This window comes from Tenacibaculum aquimarinum (assembly GCF_022478115.1).
Lineage (GTDB): Bacteria > Bacteroidota > Bacteroidia > Flavobacteriales > Flavobacteriaceae > Polaribacter > Polaribacter aquimarinum_A.
In genome coordinates, this window is sequence record NZ_JAKGSC010000002.1 from 416,902 (window position 1) to 433,272 (window position 16,371).

Here is a 16,371-nt window from a genome sequence, read left to right on the forward strand (position 1 = left end):
TTGTTTTAGTTTAGTTTTTTGTCCAATCTGTGTGATAAAACTTATTTGTTTTATCGTTTTTTAGTTGATATGTGTGCGCTCCAAAGTAATCTCTTTGTGCTTGTATTAAATTTGCTGATGAGTTTTCTATTGCAAAGCTATTTAAGAAGCTAATTGATTCATTTAAATTTGGCGTTGCCAATTCATTTAAAACACATTGAGAAACTACTTTTTTTATACTTGGTTTTAGTTTTTTTAACTGTTGAATTATTTTCTCATCAGTTAACATATTTTTAGTTGATTTAAAAGTTGTAACCAACTCCACCATTAGATCCGATCTAATTATGCAACCATTAGTCCAAATTCTAGCTAATTCGCTTAAATTTAAACTCCAATTATAACTTTCTGATGCTTCATGTATTAATTTAAAACCTTGGTAATGATTTATTAATCTTGCAAACTGATACGCCTTTAAAACATCTTCAATAGTAAAATTAATATCTAATGTATTATTTGTTTCTAAATTTTTACTTGCCACTATTCTTTCTTCTTTATAAAAAGAAATATAACGAGCAAATAGCGCAGACGTTATCATTGTGCTTGGCACACCAAGTTGTGCGGTTGTAATTGTTGTCCAGTTTCCTGTACCTTTATTACCTGCTTTGTCCATTATTTTATCTACCAACCAATCTTCTCCTTCTTTCTTCCTTAAAATGTCTATTGTAATTTCTAATAAATAACTATTTGTGGTTTCTTTCCAACCTTCTAATATGTTTGCAATTTCATCTGGATTATTGCCTAATGCTTTTAAAATAGTATAAACTTCTGCTAATAATTGCATTTCTACATATTCAATTCCATTGTGAACCATTTTTACAAAATGACCACTTCCTTCTGTTCCAATATGTGTACAACATGGTAAATTATTTGCATCTTTTGCTGCAATTGCTTCTAAATAAGGTTTTACTTCATTATAGGTTTCTTTGTTTCCTCCAGGCATAATAGACGGTCCTTTTAAAGCTCCTTCTTCTCCTCCAGAAACACCTGTTCCAACAAAGTTTATATCTTTAGATTTTAAATAATCGAAACGTTCTTTTGTTTTATGATAGTTAGAGTTACCTCCATCAATTAAAATATCTCCAGCATCTAAAAATGGTAACAAATCTTCAATAACGTAGTCTACAATTTTACCTGCATTAACCATTAACATTATTTTTCTTGGCTTTTGAAGCGAGTTTACAAAAGATTCTATATCATCAAACGGTAAGGCTGTTGATAATTCTTCAAAATCATTTTTAAAGTTTTTTGCAACATCTACTTCTACATCTTTAACATGTCTATTAAACAACGCTATTTTAAATCCATTATTTGCTAAGTTTCTACTAAGGCTTTTGCCCATTACTCCTAAACCAAATAAACCGAATTCTGCCTTATCTACTATCTCTTTACTAATCAATTTTACTATTTTATGAGGTGTTAAACTTATATCTATTTTAATTGCATTTTGAGGAATTTCTAAAGTATCAAATTGAGATTTTAATAACTCAGAATTCATAAAATGCCCTTTTCTCGCATTAATTCTTTCTTTAATTTGATTGAATGAACCGTCAAGAAAAACAAATTTTGTACTTTCTTTAATACTGCTGTGTAATATATCTCTATAACTTTTCTTTAATGCAGAACATGCTATTATAGCACCATTTTTAGATTGTTGTTCAACTGCTAATTTGTTTAATTTTTGCAACCAACCAAATCTATCATTGTCATTTAATGCTAGACCTTTAGACATTTTTAAAATGTTTTCTTCGGGATGAAAGTCGTCTCCATCAAAAAATGGAATATTTAGCTCTTCTGATAATAGGTTTCCAATAGTGCTTTTACCTACACCTGAAACTCCCATAATGAAGATAATATTAGTTTTATTTGTTTTCATTTTTTTTGGGCACCCAATTTGGTTCACCAAATATATGCTTTTTTTATTTAACGATAAAACGTAGATAAAAGGCTAGAAAACATAATAAGAAAAAGGTTATCTTTACATAATACTAGTTATTATATCCCATTTTATTTAAGGGAAATGATAAATGAAAGTTATTATAAAACACGTTAGCCACAAGTTAATAAAACATCGTTAATCATAATTATATTATTGTTTTTCAATAATTTTTGTATATTTGAATAATTAAATCATCAAATATGAAAAAAGCAATATTATTTAAAACACTTGTTGACATACTTTACATTCTACATTTTATTGGACTAATTGGAATAATATTTATAATACCTTTTGGAACTGTCAATATTAACCAAGTAAATATGAATGTAGAAGATTGGAGTTTATTTTATTGGTTAATATTTATCGTAAGTCTATTTGCTTATATAATATTTTTAAGAGGTCTGTATTTTTTGAGAAAAATGGCAAGGTTCTTATTAACGAACAAATATTTTTCCGATAATACTATAGTGAACTTAAAAAAATCTGGGAATAATTTTCTATACACAGGAATTATATCATTTGCTCTTATTGTTGTTTTATGGATAAGCAAACTAACTGGAGGAAAGTTTGAATTGATATATGATAACAATCTATTAATTCCTTTGTTTTTGTCCATAATCGGAATGTTTTTTATCATTCAAAGCAATGCTCTGAATTTGGCAAAAGGAATTAAAGAAGAAAATGAACTAACGGTTTAATTTATGGCAATTATAATAAATCTTGATGTTATGCTAGCCAAGAGAAAAATGAAAAGTAAAGAACTTGCCGAAATAATTGGAATTACAACCGCAAATATTTCGATTTTAAAATCAGGAAAAGCAAAAGCAATTCGATTTTCGACATTAGAATCTATATGTAAAGCACTTGATTGTCAACCTGCTGACATATTAGAATATTCTGAATCTGAATAAAAAACCTGTGGCTAACACCGTGTAAAATTAATTGCTGGTTTTAGCCAATTTACGAAAGTCCTCACGGACTTTCTATTTGTGTTTTATTTACTAACTTTAGTGCTTAAAACACGCAACTAACCATACACAACAACGTTAAAAACAAAACAAGCTAAAAAACATTGCGAATATGAAAAAACTTTTAGTTCGAATTGCTTCAAATCTATTTCCAAATCAAATTACATCTTTTGCTTACAATCAACTATCGAACCCACAAGTTCGGAAACTTCGTGAAAATGAAATAACTACATTAGAAAAAGCAAATAAAGAGAAGTTTAAGTTTAAAGATTTTGATATTCAACTATATTCTTGGGAAGGTGGCGAAAAAAAAGTTCTTCTAATTCATGGTTGGGAAGGCCAAGCTGGAAATTTTTCAGACTTAATTGAAAAACTTTTAATAGACGGATTTACAGTTTACTCTTTTGATGCGCCATCACACGGTTATAGTAGTAAAGGAAAAACAAGTTTATTTGAATTCACAGAGCTAGTTGGTGTTTTAATAAAAAAATACCAGGTTAAACTTTTAGTTAGTCACTCTTTTGGAGGTGTAGCTACTACTTATGCTTTATTTAAAAATCAAGATATTCAAATTGAAAAATACGTCTTAATTACAACACCAGATAAGTTCTTAGAAAGAATAAATGACGTTTCGGAAATGGTAGGAATTAATGACAAAGTAAAAAATCTACTTATTAACAGATTGGAAAAAGAAACAAATAATGATGTTAAAAATTTAAATGTTAGCGAATTTGTTAAATCTATAAACGTAGAAAAGTCATTAATAATTCATGATATTAACGACAAAGTAATTCCTATTTCTCGTTCAAAAAATGTTCATAAAAATTGGGATGTTTCTAAATTTATGGAAGTTGAAGGAACAGGACATTTTCGAATTTTAAGAACAAAAGAAGTTATAAATAGTGTTATAAATTACTTAAATTGAGTATAAAATTCATTGCTAGTACTCGCCTACTTAAAAAAATTCTCTCGGGTTTTCTCTTCGATTTCTATTTGCTAAATTAGTAGCAATAATCAAGATAAAATAATAAAAATTTCAAGTCAACTTTTAACTTTATTATAAAACCAAATATTGATCTATTTTACTAAAAAAGACTTTCCGAATGGAAAGTCTTTAATAATTGAATTACTTAATTGCTAATAATTCTTTATTTCTTATTGCTTCTTCAATTTCTACAGTAATATACTTATGACTATTAAAGAATTTTCTTGAGTCTAGAAGTTTAATAGTAGCTATTTTTTTTCCATTTTCTTTTTCTTTTACAGAAGTTATTACAACCTTTTGACCTTTGATATTCTTATAATTTACAATTCCACCTTTTTTAATAATAAAGTTTGCTTTTGGAAAATTGATATGCTTATAATTATTATAATTTGCATTGCCAATTTGAAAAACATCACCTTTATTAAAATCTGAAGTAGATGTTTGTCCAAACATAAAAACTGAAACAAAAAACGCTAAAACTGAACTTAAAATGTTATTTCTCATAATGTTAAATTTAAATTACTAATTTGATTCAAATTTAATAAATATTTAAAATATTAACACTAAATTTTTAATAACACTAAATAACAATACAATAAACGAAATACATTTAAGAAATATTTAATAAATCGCTAAATAACACATTAAGATTTCATTACATATCTAAACGAATTGAAGAATTTTTACGGATTTTCTATTTGTATTTAATTCCTAAATTAGGTGCTTAAAATACAAAACAAACCATTTACAAAAACGTTAGCAAGAATTTAAAAAACAGCTAATAATTAAAAACTAGAGTGATTTAATTGTGGTAAATTTTCTTTGATATAAACAAAATCTCCTTTAAAGTCATTATTGACTAATGAAAGTTTTTTTAATTTTTTCAGATTTATTAACTCAGATGGTAAATACCCAACAAAAAGGTTATTTCCTAATGATAATTCTTCAATATTTTCCAAATTACTTATTTCTGAAGGTAACACACCTTTTAATTTATTATCAAACACGTTTAAGATTTTTAATCTTTTTAACTTAAAAATATCTTTAGGTAATTCTCCTGATAAAGAGTTGCTACTAACCTGTAAACACACTAAGTTTGATAATTTTGTTATTGATGGAGGTAATTTTCCTGTCAAATTATTATTAAATACTTGTATAGAACTTAATAACTTAAGGTCTCCAATGTTTTCAGGTAATTCACCAGTTAACCTATTCATAAACAAACTAAAAGATCTTAAATTAGTTAAATTAGTGATAGTTGAAGGTATCTCTCCTTCTAACTTGTTAAAAGCAATATTTAAATGTGTTAATTCTTTTAAACTTCCTATAGAATTAGGAATGCTTCCTGTTATATTATTTCTATCTAAAACTAATTTTTTAAGATAAACTAAGTCTCCAATCTCTTCAGGTAATTGACCTGTAAGGTTGTTATAATTTAGATCTAATTCTATAACTTTATTATTTTTTACTAAAACACCATACCACTCAGATACTGGTTTGTTTAAATTCCAAGAAGTTGTCCATTCTTGACCTTTAGTGTTTTTATAAATAGTAAGAAGTGCTTCTTTTTCTTTTTTTGATACATTATCATTATTACCAAAAACTATACATGGAAGTGTACACAAGAAAATTAGTGTGATTTTTAAAGGGGACATAAATTTTAATTTGGGGGTTAATTAAAGCACTAAACTATAATTAAATTTCGACAAAACAAAATTATTGATAAAATATTTTATTTACCAAACAAGAACATATTCGATAAAATTAAATAAAAAACACTACGTATTCTTTAACAATTACCTCTTTCAAGTGAATAATACACACTTGTTTAAATTTAATAAATTGACCAAAAAAAAGAGTAAAAAGTTAGTTTTATTGTTAACTCCAATTGAATAAATAGATTCTAAAGTAAACTTTAAGGTAATAAAATTAAACCCGCAATTGCAATAAACACTACAATTTGCATCCATTTTAGATAAATACCAATCTTTTTATTTTGTTTTATAGTTTCGGAAATATTTCCAGCCAATAAAGCTATAGAAGAGAAAATTATAAAAGAAGTAACAATAAATAATCCTCCCAAAACATAAAACTGAATTACTGTAGAAATTGTTTCAGAAAACAAAAACTGTGGAAAAAATGCTAAAAAGAAAATAGTAACCTTTGGATTTAAAACATTCATCCAAAAGCCTGTTTTAAATAATTGTAACGGTGTTTTTTGAGAAACATTATCAGTAGAAAAAGTAATACTTGCATCACTTTTATAAACTTGATACGCTAAATATAATAAGTACGCAGCTCCAAAAAGTTTAATTGTAAAAAATAGACTTTCATTTTGTTTTAAAATTGCAGAAACTCCAAAAGCAACCAACGTTGTGTGAATTATACAACCAGTCATTAATCCTAAAACTGTAGCTAAACCATATTTTTTACCGTTTACAATACTTTGCACCAAAACAAAAATATTATCTGGTCCTGGCGAAAAAGCCAAGGTTGCGGTTGCGAGAATAAAAGAAATAAGTATTTCGGTCATTTTCCTTATTTGTTTTGGGAGAAACGAAGCATTTAATTCTGTTTTAAAATAGCTTTGTTAATTTTCTTAATTAAACCTGGTCCTTCGTAAATAAAACCTGTGTAAACTTGAATTAAATCTGCACCTGCATTCAGTTTCTCCAAAGCATCTTCAGCAGAATGAACTCCACCAACACCAATTATTGGAAACGATTTGTTGGAGTTATCGGCTAAATATTTAATTACTTTTGTACTTCTTTCTTTAATTGGCTGTCCGCTTACTCCACCATTTCCAATTGCATTTAAGCTTTCTTCCGAAGCTTTTAAATTATCTCTATTTACAGAGGTGTTTGATGCAATTACACCATCAATTTTAGTTACAGCAACTAATTCTATAATTTCATCTAATTGTTGGTTATTTAAATCTGGAGCTATTTTAAGTAGAATAGGTTTTTGTTTTTCTTGTTTGTTATTTAACTTTTGAACTTCAGTAATAAGCTCTTTTAAATAATCTACATCTTCTAATTTTGCATGACTTGATACGTTTGGACAACTAACATTCAACACAAAATAATCTACATGCGGATGCAAACCTTTAAAACATTCTAAATAGTCTGCAGTATAATTTTCTGGTGAAGTCGCTGTGTTTTTACCAATGTTTCCACCAATTAAAATTTTTCCTTTGTTCTTCTTTAATTGTTCAATTGCAATTGCTAAACCTTCATTATTAAAACCCATTCGGTTGATGATTCCTTTGTCATCTTTTAACCTAAATAAACGTTGTTTGGGATTACCGATTTGTCCTTTTGGCGTTACTGTTCCTATTTCTATAAAACCAAATCCGAAGTTTGCTAACTCATTATATAAAACTGCGTTTTTATCGAAACCTGCCGCTAAACCAACTGGATTTTTAAATGTAAGTCCAAATAAGTTACGTTCTAATTTTTTATCATTTATTTGATATAAGCTTCTAAAAATTGCTGAAACACCAGGTATTTTAGACATAAACTTTACAAGGCTAAATGTAAAATAATGAATCTTTTCTGGGTCAAAAAGAAAGAAAATTGGTCTTATTAATAGTTTGTACATAATTATCAATTATAAAAAAAGCTTCCTTTCGGAAGCTTAAAAATTATCTTAAAACAGCATTTAAACTTTTCTCGAAAGTTTGCTGTAATTTTTGCATTATTTTATCAATTTGTTTGTCTGTAAGGGTTTTATTTTCATCTTGCAATACAAAACTTACTGCATAACTTTTTTTACCTTCTGGTAAATTTTCGCCTTCATATACATCAAATAAATCTACTTCTTTTAGTAGTTTTCTTTCTGATTGAAAAGCCAAGTTATACACTTCTTTAAATTCCGTTTTGTTATCTAATAACAATGCCAAATCTCTTTTTACTGAAGGGAATTTAGGTAAACCTGTAACTTTAATATTTTTGTTACTACAGAATTTTAAAATAGCGTCCCAATTAAAATCAGCAAATAAAACTTCTTGTTTAATGCTAAATTCTTTTAAAACAGAACGTTTTACAACTCCAAAATCTACCATTTTAGTTTTCCCTAAACTTAATGATATTCCTTCTGAAAAGACATCATTTTTAGTTGGAGTAGATTTCATTTTAGAGAATCCTAACTTACTGAAAAGTAAATTTACAATTCCTTTTAAATAGAAAAATTCTGATGGTTGTGCAGCAGTTTTCCAACTATCTTTAGACCTATTTCCAGTAACAAAAAGCGTTAAGTGTTTGTCTTCTTGGTAACCACTTTCAAACTTGTGGTATGTTTTTCCGAATTCAAAAAACTTAAGTGAATTATTCTTTCTATTAATATTGTAAGCAACACTTTCTAATCCAGAAAACAATAACGATTGACGCATAACTTTTAAATCGCTACTAAGCGGATTTAACATTTCTACATTGTAGTTTGCTTTTAAATTTTCTGATAAATTAATGTAGTCTTCTTTGGTTAAAGAATTTGCCATTGTTTCATTAAAACCTAATGAACTTAATTGATTGGCAATGGTATTTTCAATTTTAACTTGTTTATCATTATCAAAAGAAATTGACGTGTTTAGTTTATGAGAAAATTCAATATTGTTATAACCATACACTCTTAAAACTTCTTCAATAATATCTGCTTCTCTCTGAACATCAACTCTATAAGAAGGTATTGTTAAACCTAAACCACCTTCTGTTACACTATTGATTTTAATTTCTAAGGATGCTAATATTTTTTTAATTGTTTCCTTTGGAATTTCTTGACCAATAATTTTATACGTATTTTCAAACGATAAGAATACTTGAAAATCTTCGGTTTTTACTGGATACAAATCTAAAACATCAGATCCCATTTTTCCTCCAGCGTATTTTTCTATTAATATTGCCGCTCGCTTTAATGAATATTCAACCATATTAATGTCAATTCCTCTTTCAAACCTAAAAGAAGCATCAGTATTTAATGCATGTCTTTTTGCTGTTTTTCTTATTGAAACTGGGTTAAAATATGCTGCTTCTAAAAATATATTTGAAGTACTTTCTGTAACTCCAGAATTAATTCCACCAAAAACACCTCCAATACATAACGGATTATCTTCTGCGTCACAAATCATAATATCTTCAGAAGAAAGTTCTCTTTCAACTTCATCTAAAGTTGTAAACTTTGTTCCTTCAGCAAGATTTTTTACAACAATTTTATTTCCTTTAATTTTTGCTGCATCAAAAGCATGTAAAGGTTGCCCTAACTCATGCAAGACATAATTTGTAATATCTACAATATTATTTTTTGGTGTTAAACCAATAGATTTTAATCTATTTTTAATCCACTCTGGACTTTCTTTTACTGTAACATCTGTGATAGAAATGCCGCAATAACGTGGCACTAATTCTTTGTTTTCTACATCTATATCTATACGAAGTGTTCTTTCATCTACATGAAAATCTGAAACAGAAGGAGAAATTAATTCTAAGTTTAAATCTTGTTGCATTAAACCTGCTCGTAAATCTCTAGCAACTCCAAAATGGCTCATTGCATCTGCTCTATTTGGTGTTAAGCCAATTTCAAAAACTTCATCAGTTTCTATATCAAATACTTTAGCTGCTGGTGTACCAACCTCTAATGTTTCATCTAAAATCATTATTCCGTCATGAGATTTACCTAAACCTAGCTCGTCTTCGGCGCAAATCATACCATGGCTTTCTTCTCCTCTAATCTTACCTTTTTTAATAGTAAAACCTTCGCCTTTATCATCATATAAAACGGTACCAATTGTGGCAACTGGCACTTTTTGCCCTGCGTCTACATTTGGAGCACCACAAACAATTTGTACTGGCTCTCCAGAACCTAAATTAACCGTTGTTACTTTAAGTCTATCTGCATTTGGATGTTGTTTACATGTTAAAACCTCACCTACAACAATACCTTTTAAGCTTCCTTTTATACTTTCTTTAGTTTCAATTCCTTCAACCTCAAGACCTAAATCTGTTAATAACTCACCAGTTTTAGCAGCTTCCCAATCTATTTGTAAAAATTGTTTTAACCAATTATATGATATCTTCATCTATCCTTTATTTTCAAGGTGCAAATTTACGTTTTTTCTTCGAAAAAATTGCATGTAAATAATATGTTCAGGGTATTGTTTACAAGTTATTATAAGGATTGTTTAACATTTTAAATTATATAAGATTATTTTAAGTCGTAAAATCAATTATTTTACTAAACTTCTATAATTAGCTAAACAAATTAAAACTAAAGGAATAAACTATTACGAGACCTTAATTAAGATTATTTTTTTCGGTAATTTTTTTTATACCCTTTTTCTGTTTTGCTTTTACATATAAATTATAAATCAACCCAAATAAAATTAAAAAAACACCTAAAATTGCATAAATATTATATTCTTCTTTAAACCAAGAAATCCCTATAATAATTGTAACAATAACTTCTAAATATTTTAATGGAGCAACAACATTTGTTTCATTTAATTGAAATGCTTTGGTCATATACAATTGACCTATATAGCCAAAAACACCTAAACTTAATAAAAGAAACCATTGTGAAATTGTAGGATTTACCCAATAATTTATAGACATAACACCACCAAATAAAAAAGCCATAACCATAAAGTAATTAATAATTACTAGCGGGTGTTCTCTATCACCAATTTTACGAATAACAACAAAAATTACACCTAATGCTATTGCTGAACTTAAAACATATAATAATCCAATAGAGTTTACATTAACTCCAAAGCCTTTAATTATTAAAATACCTATAAAAGCAATTAAAAATAAGAACCATTGAATTGGTTTTATTTTTTCTTTCAAAAAAAACATAGCAAAAATTGCTGCAAATATTGGTGACGTATATCTTAATGAAACAGCTGTACCAACTGCTAGATAATTTAAGGATTCAAAAAAACAAGTTAAAGATATTAACCCAGCTAAACCCCTAAGAAAAAGTAGTTTTTTATGTGTTCCTAAAATTGGAATTTTATATTTTAATAAAAGAGGAATCGTAAAAATTAATGTACCAATAGACCTAAAAAAAACTATTTGATATACATTAAAAGTACTTAAATATTTTACCACAGCATTCATTATAGAAAATGCTATAACACTAAATATCATATAAAAAATGGCTCTATTTTCTTTCATAAAAAAAAGAAACTCTTCAATAATTAAATATTGAAGAGTTTAATATTTAAGGTTAAATATACTATTATTTTCTAACAGATTTTACAATAGCTAAAGCTGCTCTCACATCTTTTTCTAATTTAGCATAATCTTTATTAGCTATAATATCTTTTGATATTAATTTAGATCCCATTCCAACACAAGTTACACCTGCATCAAACCAACCTTTTAAGTTTTCCTCTGTTGGAGCAACTCCTCCAGTTGGCATAACACTTGTCCAAGGTTGAGGTCCTTTAACTCCTTTTACAAATTGAGGTCCATAAATATCTCCAGGGAAAAGTTTTACGATTTCACATCCTAATTCTTCTGCTCTAGTGATTTCTGTTAAGGTACCACATCCAGGAGACCAAAGTACTTTTCTTCTATTACATACAATAGCAATATCTTCTCTTAAAACTGGAGTTACTATAAAATTAGCTCCTAAAGCCATATATAAAGAGGCTGCTCCTGCATCTGTAACAGAACCTACACCCATTATCATACCTGGTAATTCTGCAATAGCGTATTTTGTTAATTCCCCAAAAACCTCGTGAGCAAAATCTCCACGTGCTGTAAACTCCATTAAACGAGCTCCACCATCATAACATGCTTTTAAGACTTTCTTACTTAACTCTATATCGTTATGAAAAAATAATGGAATCATCCCAGTTTCTTTCATTACTTGCGCTACTTCTATTCTTGTAAATTGTGCCATTTTAAAATGTAAATTTATTTAAGTCTGTATTTATTTAACTGTTAAATTTAATAAAAAAACCTAACAGTTAAACAGTTATACATATATTATCTTGCTACTCTACCAGATGCATCACCACCCATTAATTTTTCTACTTCAGCTACAGTTGCTAAGTTTGCATCACCTTTAATAGTATGTTTTAAACAAGAAGCTGCAACAGCAAAATCTAATGCATTTTGATCATCTTCTGGGTATTTTAACAATCCGTAGATTAAACCTCCCATGAAAGAATCTCCACCACCTACTCTATCTACGATATCAGTAATTTGATATTGACGAGTTTGGAATAATGTTTTACCATCATATAAAACACCTGCCCATGTATTATGAGAAGCAGATATAGAACCTCTTAAAGTTGTAATAACTTTTTTAGCTCTTGGGAATTTTTTCATCATTTGTTCACAAACTGATAAAAATGCTTCTGCTTTTACGTTATGTCCTTCAGTTTGAACAGAAATTCCTTCTGGTTTAATTCCAAAGTGCATTTCTGCATCTTCTTCGTTTCCTAAAACGATATCACAGTAAGAAGTTAATTCTGTCATTATTTTTTCTCTGTGAGCATCGTCACAAAATTTCCAAAGTTTAGCTCTATAATTTAAATCTGTAGAAATAGTAATTCCTTTAGCACTTGCTACTTTTAAAGCTTCTAAAGTTACATCTGCTGCTCCTTGAGAAATTGCAGGAATAATACCTGTCCAGTGAAACCACTCACATCCTTCAAAAACTGCGTCCCAATCAATCATACCAGATTCTATTTCTGCAATTGCAGAATGCGCTCTATCATAAACAACTTTAGAACCTCTAGAAACTGCACCAGTTTCTAAAAAGTAAATACCTAAACGGTCTCCACCATACACAATTTTATCTACTCCAACTCCACGCTTACGCATTTCCATCATTGCACAAGCACCAATATCATTTTTAGGTAAACGAGTTACAAAATCTACATCTACTCCATAGTTTGCTAAAGAAACTGCTACATTAGATTCTCCTCCACCATAAACTGCGTCAAAACTGTTTGCTTGAGAAAATCTTAAAAATCCTTGCGGAGCTAATCTTAACATGATTTCTCCAAACGTTACTACCTTACCCATTTTAATTATATTTTTGGTTGTTATTAATTTTTAGTTAAACGTTTAAGCAGTTTGATAAAATAAAATCAAAACCTCAATAAATGCTAGAAATTTTGATTATACAAACAAACTTGTTACATTTGTTTAAACGTTAAAGCAAATATATAAAAAATTGGCAAAAAAAAACAAAACTACCATAAAAGATATTGCCAATGTGCTAAATATATCTGCTGCTGCTGTTTCTAAAGCACTACATAATGACTCTAGGATTAGTGAAAAGACTAAAAAAGCTGTAAGGCAAGTTGCTGAAAACTTAAATTATCAACCTAATCATTTAGCAAGTGCTCTAAGAAGCGGAAAAAGTAAATTGGTTGGTGTAATTGTACCTAGAACCAATAGTAATTTCTTTTCAGCAACAATACATAATATAGAAGAAGTTTTAAATAAAGAAGGTTACAATATAATTATAACACAATCTAACGAGTCTTATAAAAAAGAATGTGATAATATTGACACATTACTTTTTACTCAAGTTGATGGAATAATTGCTTCTATGGCAAATGAGACTGTAAAGCTTGATCATTATGAAAAAATTAAAGCTGCTGGTATTCCTTTAATAACTTTTGACCGTGGTGAAAATGATTTAAACGTAGATTATATTGGTATTAATGATTATGATAGTAGCCATACAATTGTAGACCATCTTGTTGAACAAGGTTGTAAACGAATTGCTCATATTGGAGGTTACAAACATACCCGAATTTTTAATAATAGAATTAGAGGTTATTCTGATGCTATTATAAAACACAAACTTCCTCTCGATAATGAATTAATTATTGAAAGTAGTCTTACTACTGAAGATGGAAGGCAAAAAATGTTACAACTTTTAAAACTTAAAAACAGACCAGATGCCGTTTATGTCGCTGGAGATTATGCTGCATTAGGAGCCTTACAAGTTTTAAAAGAACAAAATATTGATATCCCAAATGACATTGCATTGGTTGGTTTTGGAGATGAACCTTTTGCTAGTATGGTAACACCATCAATTACAAGTGTTAATCAGCATAGTTATAAAATAGGTAGAATTGCAGCGGAAACATTTTTAGAATACACTAAAAAAGATGTTGTAGAACAACGCTTAAATAAAGTAATTCTTAACTCTAAACTTATTATTAGAGATTCTTCCAATAAAAAATCCGTTTTGTAATATTACAAAACGGCTTTTTTTATTTACTGAAAAACTTTTAGATACCTAAAGCTTGTCCTCCTCCTACTTGAACAGTTTCTGCTGTTAAGAATGCAGCATCTTTACTCGCTAAGAAAGATACAACCCCTGCAACATCTTCTGGTTGTCCTAATCTACCTAACATAATGTTATTTGCCCATGAAGCAAAAACTTCTGGCTTTGTAGATTTAATTTGTTGGTGAAATGGTGTGTCTATTGTTCCTGGTGATACAGCATTTACCCGAATTCCATATTCTGCTAAATCTTTGGCTAAAGCTCTTGTTATTGTATGAACTCCTGCTTTTGATGTACCATAGATTCCTGCTCCTGGTCCCCCAGCATTCCATCCTGCATTTGAAGTATAGTTAATGATTGTTGGATTATCTCCGTTCTTTAAAAATGGAATTGCTGCTCTTGAGGCAAAAAATACTGAGTCTAAGTTTAAGGCCATTACGAATCTATAAAATTCTGTAGTCATTTCTTCAAACCTAGCTCTTCCTCCTAATCCTCCTGCATTGTTTACTAGTACATCTATCTTTCCGTACTTTTCTCCAATTGCTTTTATATTTGAAGTTACTGCGTCTTCTTTTGTTACATCAAATCCATAGTAAGATGCATCGATTCCTGCATCAGTAAGCTCTTTTACTCTTGCTGCTCCTGCTTCATCTTCGATTCCGTTTAAGACTATTGTAAATCCGTCTTCTCCTAATCTTTTTGCTACTGCAAATCCTATTCCTCCAGTTGCTCCTGTTATTATGGCAACTTTTCCTTTGTTTGTACTCATTCTATAAAAATTTATCCTTTGTTTGTTTTATTCTTCTATTGTCTTTCTTACTGGTTCTATTTTTCTGATTAATACAAAAATTGATAGAACTCCTAATATTACAGAGATTGTTATTGCAATAAAAGCTGGTGTATAAGATCCTCCACCTGTTATTTTACCGATAAACCAGTTCATAATCATTGGTGATACTGCGGCTACAGTTCCTGCTAATCCTGCTAAAGTTCCTACGGATGGTCCTCTAAATAAATCACTCGAAATCGTTTGTACATTCCCAATTGCAAATTGAAATCCAAAAAGTACTAATCCTGCCAAGTAGATAAATGTCATAAAGTTATTTTCTCCTACAAACTGAATAATACCTACAAATCCTATGAAAACTAGTAATCCTCCTACAAAAATTGTAATCTTTCTAGCTGCATCAACAGATCTTGATTTCATAAGTATACCTGTAAACCATCCTCCAATTATACTTCCAGCAGCTGCCATTAAATAAGAAATCCACATTGTCGCTGCTATTTCTTCAATACTTAAACCAAATGTTTTATTTAAATAAATTGGCATCCATCCTGCAAAAAACCACCAAATTGGCTCCATAAAAAATCTACATAATAAAACTCCCCAAGATTCCTTGTAACTTAATATTTTACCTACTGAAAGACTTTTAGTTTTACTTTCAGAAAGATCCTCTTGCTTATCAATTCTATCAGTTAAAATTAAATCTCTTTCTTCTTGAGTTACCCAAGGATGTTTTTCTGGTGTAGATTTGTTTAAAAATAACCATGGAATAACCCATAATACTCCAACTGCACCTAAAATTATATAGGTAGTTTGCCAACCAAATTTAGTATATAAAAACACAATTATAAATGGCGCTACTACATTACCAATAGAGGCTCCTGAATTAAAAATTCCTTGCGCTAAAGCTCTCTGCTTTGCAGGAAACCATTCTCCATTAGATTTTACTGCACCAGGCCATAATCCTGCTTCTCCTATACCAAGTAAACCACGTGCAATAGATAAAGAAACTAATCCTTTTGTAAATGCATGAAGAATTGATGCTAAAGACCAAACTATAATTGAAACAGTAAAACCTATACGTGTACCTATTTTATCATATAACTTACCTGATAGAAATTTTCCTGCTGCATAACAAGCCATAAAAACATTTAACATAATGGCATAATCTGAATTATCCATCCCTAAATCTTTACCCATTTCTGGCCAAAGTAATGCAAAAGCTGTTCTATCTACATAATTTATAACTGTAGCTATAAATATTAACGTGATAATCCACCATCTTAGTCCTTTTATTTTCATCTTGTGTGTTTGGTTTTATTGGTAAATACAAAATACCAGTACTGTTGTTTGTTCTTTTTTGTTAAATGAGTTAAAGGTTAATAGTTTATTAACTTTAATTCTCTAC

General features: G+C 28.9%; 15 protein-coding genes. 4 read left to right on the top strand and 11 right to left on the bottom strand.

The genetic code is table 11. From position 1 onward, the window contains the following. Positions 1-10 precede the first annotated feature (10 nt). Positions 11-1,912, bottom strand: coding sequence for an NADP-dependent phosphogluconate dehydrogenase (gene gndA, locus L1S33_RS07820; RefSeq protein ID WP_240561917.1), 1,902 nt, complete (start codon positions 1,910-1,912; stop codon positions 11-13). A 263-nt stretch (positions 1,913-2,175) separates the two neighbouring features. On the opposite strand from gndA, the gene L1S33_RS07825 reads away from it, so the two are divergent. The 3 genes from L1S33_RS07825 to L1S33_RS07835 all read left to right on the top strand — a co-directional run bounded on the left by L1S33_RS07825 (position 2,176) and on the right by L1S33_RS07835 (position 3,868). Beyond that, complete coding sequence (locus L1S33_RS07825) at positions 2,176-2,673, top strand: DUF2975 domain-containing protein (RefSeq protein ID WP_240561918.1); 498 nt, start codon at positions 2,176-2,178, stop codon at positions 2,671-2,673. A 3-nt stretch (positions 2,674-2,676) separates the two neighbouring features. Then, positions 2,677-2,886, top strand: a complete 210-nt coding sequence (locus L1S33_RS07830) for a helix-turn-helix domain-containing protein (RefSeq protein WP_240561919.1) — start codon at positions 2,677-2,679, stop codon at positions 2,884-2,886. 169 nt (positions 2,887-3,055) lie between these two features. Further along, positions 3,056-3,868, top strand: coding sequence for an alpha/beta fold hydrolase (locus tag L1S33_RS07835; protein WP_240561920.1), 813 nt, complete (start codon positions 3,056-3,058; stop codon positions 3,866-3,868). A gap of 201 nt (positions 3,869-4,069) precedes the next feature. On the opposite strand, the gene L1S33_RS07840 is transcribed toward L1S33_RS07835, so the two are convergent. The 8 genes from L1S33_RS07840 to L1S33_RS07875 all read right to left on the bottom strand — a co-directional run bounded on the left by L1S33_RS07840 (position 4,070) and on the right by L1S33_RS07875 (position 12,960). After that, entirely contained in the window at positions 4,070-4,432 is a 363-nt protein-coding gene (locus L1S33_RS07840; RefSeq protein WP_240552425.1) for a dihydroorotase, read from the bottom strand. A gap of 281 nt (positions 4,433-4,713) precedes the next feature. After that, positions 4,714-5,583 (bottom strand): leucine-rich repeat domain-containing protein, encoded by an 870-nt coding sequence (locus tag L1S33_RS07845; RefSeq protein ID WP_240552426.1) that lies wholly within the window; start codon positions 5,581-5,583, stop codon positions 4,714-4,716. Positions 5,584-5,843: 260 nt separating this feature from the next. Beyond that, on the bottom strand, positions 5,844-6,461 hold the full coding sequence (locus L1S33_RS07850; protein WP_240552427.1) for a LysE family translocator: 618 nt from the start codon (positions 6,459-6,461) through the stop codon (positions 5,844-5,846). A 32-nt stretch (positions 6,462-6,493) separates the two neighbouring features. Further along, positions 6,494-7,528 carry a quinone-dependent dihydroorotate dehydrogenase gene (locus L1S33_RS07855; protein ID WP_240561921.1) on the bottom strand — a complete coding sequence of 345 codons (1,035 nt, stop codon included), beginning with the start codon at positions 7,526-7,528 and terminating at the stop codon, positions 6,494-6,496. 43 nt (positions 7,529-7,571) lie between these two features. Next, positions 7,572-9,998: a phenylalanine--tRNA ligase subunit beta gene (gene pheT / locus L1S33_RS07860; RefSeq protein WP_240561922.1), complete on the bottom strand. Its 2,427-nt coding sequence runs from the start codon at positions 9,996-9,998 to the stop codon at positions 7,572-7,574. Between the two features lie 214 nt (positions 9,999-10,212). After that, positions 10,213-11,094, bottom strand: coding sequence for a DMT family transporter (locus L1S33_RS07865; protein WP_240561923.1), 882 nt, complete (start codon positions 11,092-11,094; stop codon positions 10,213-10,215). Positions 11,095-11,158: 64 nt separating this feature from the next. After that, a complete protein-coding gene (locus L1S33_RS07870) occupies positions 11,159-11,827 on the bottom strand; it encodes a bifunctional 4-hydroxy-2-oxoglutarate aldolase/2-dehydro-3-deoxy-phosphogluconate aldolase (protein ID WP_240552430.1) in 669 nt (222 codons plus the stop codon). 86 nt (positions 11,828-11,913) lie between these two features. Further along, on the bottom strand, positions 11,914-12,960 hold the full coding sequence (locus tag L1S33_RS07875; RefSeq protein WP_240552431.1) for a sugar kinase: 1,047 nt from the start codon (positions 12,958-12,960) through the stop codon (positions 11,914-11,916). 151 nt (positions 12,961-13,111) lie between these two features. Between L1S33_RS07875 and L1S33_RS07880 the strand changes: the two genes are divergently transcribed. Beyond that, positions 13,112-14,146: a LacI family DNA-binding transcriptional regulator gene (locus L1S33_RS07880; RefSeq protein ID WP_240561924.1), complete on the top strand. Its 1,035-nt coding sequence runs from the start codon at positions 13,112-13,114 to the stop codon at positions 14,144-14,146. 37 nt (positions 14,147-14,183) lie between these two features. Here the strand turns inward: L1S33_RS07880 and L1S33_RS07885 are convergent, their stop codons facing one another. Then, positions 14,184-14,948 carry an SDR family NAD(P)-dependent oxidoreductase gene (locus L1S33_RS07885; RefSeq protein WP_240561925.1) on the bottom strand — a complete coding sequence of 255 codons (765 nt, stop codon included), beginning with the start codon at positions 14,946-14,948 and terminating at the stop codon, positions 14,184-14,186. 27 nt (positions 14,949-14,975) lie between these two features. Next, positions 14,976-16,265 carry an MFS transporter gene (locus tag L1S33_RS07890; protein WP_240561926.1) on the bottom strand — a complete coding sequence of 430 codons (1,290 nt, stop codon included), beginning with the start codon at positions 16,263-16,265 and terminating at the stop codon, positions 14,976-14,978. Positions 16,266-16,371: the final 106 nt, after the last annotated feature.

Coding starts and splice junctions, on each gene's coding strand:
- L1S33_RS07865 (WP_240561923.1), bottom strand. CDS start 11,094: ATGAAAGAAAATAGAGCCATTTTTTATATGATATTTAGTGTTATAGCA.
- L1S33_RS07875 (WP_240552431.1), bottom strand. CDS start 12,960: ATGGGTAAGGTAGTAACGTTTGGAGAAATCATGTTAAGATTAGCTCCG.
- pheT (WP_240561922.1), bottom strand. CDS start 9,998: ATGAAGATATCATATAATTGGTTAAAACAATTTTTACAAATAGATTGG.
- L1S33_RS07835 (WP_240561920.1), top strand. CDS start 3,056: ATGAAAAAACTTTTAGTTCGAATTGCTTCAAATCTATTTCCAAATCAA.
- L1S33_RS07830 (WP_240561919.1), top strand. CDS start 2,677: ATGGCAATTATAATAAATCTTGATGTTATGCTAGCCAAGAGAAAAATG.
- L1S33_RS07825 (WP_240561918.1), top strand. CDS start 2,176: ATGAAAAAAGCAATATTATTTAAAACACTTGTTGACATACTTTACATT.
- L1S33_RS07850 (WP_240552427.1), bottom strand. CDS start 6,461: ATGACCGAAATACTTATTTCTTTTATTCTCGCAACCGCAACCTTGGCT.
- gndA (WP_240561917.1), bottom strand. CDS start 1,912: ATGAAAACAAATAAAACTAATATTATCTTCATTATGGGAGTTTCAGGT.
- L1S33_RS07845 (WP_240552426.1), bottom strand. CDS start 5,583: ATGTCCCCTTTAAAAATCACACTAATTTTCTTGTGTACACTTCCATGT.
- L1S33_RS07870 (WP_240552430.1), bottom strand. CDS start 11,827: ATGGCACAATTTACAAGAATAGAAGTAGCGCAAGTAATGAAAGAAACT.
- L1S33_RS07890 (WP_240561926.1), bottom strand. CDS start 16,265: ATGAAAATAAAAGGACTAAGATGGTGGATTATCACGTTAATATTTATA.
- L1S33_RS07855 (WP_240561921.1), bottom strand. CDS start 7,528: ATGTACAAACTATTAATAAGACCAATTTTCTTTCTTTTTGACCCAGAA.
- L1S33_RS07840 (WP_240552425.1), bottom strand. CDS start 4,432: ATGAGAAATAACATTTTAAGTTCAGTTTTAGCGTTTTTTGTTTCAGTT.
- L1S33_RS07885 (WP_240561925.1), bottom strand. CDS start 14,948: ATGAGTACAAACAAAGGAAAAGTTGCCATAATAACAGGAGCAACTGGA.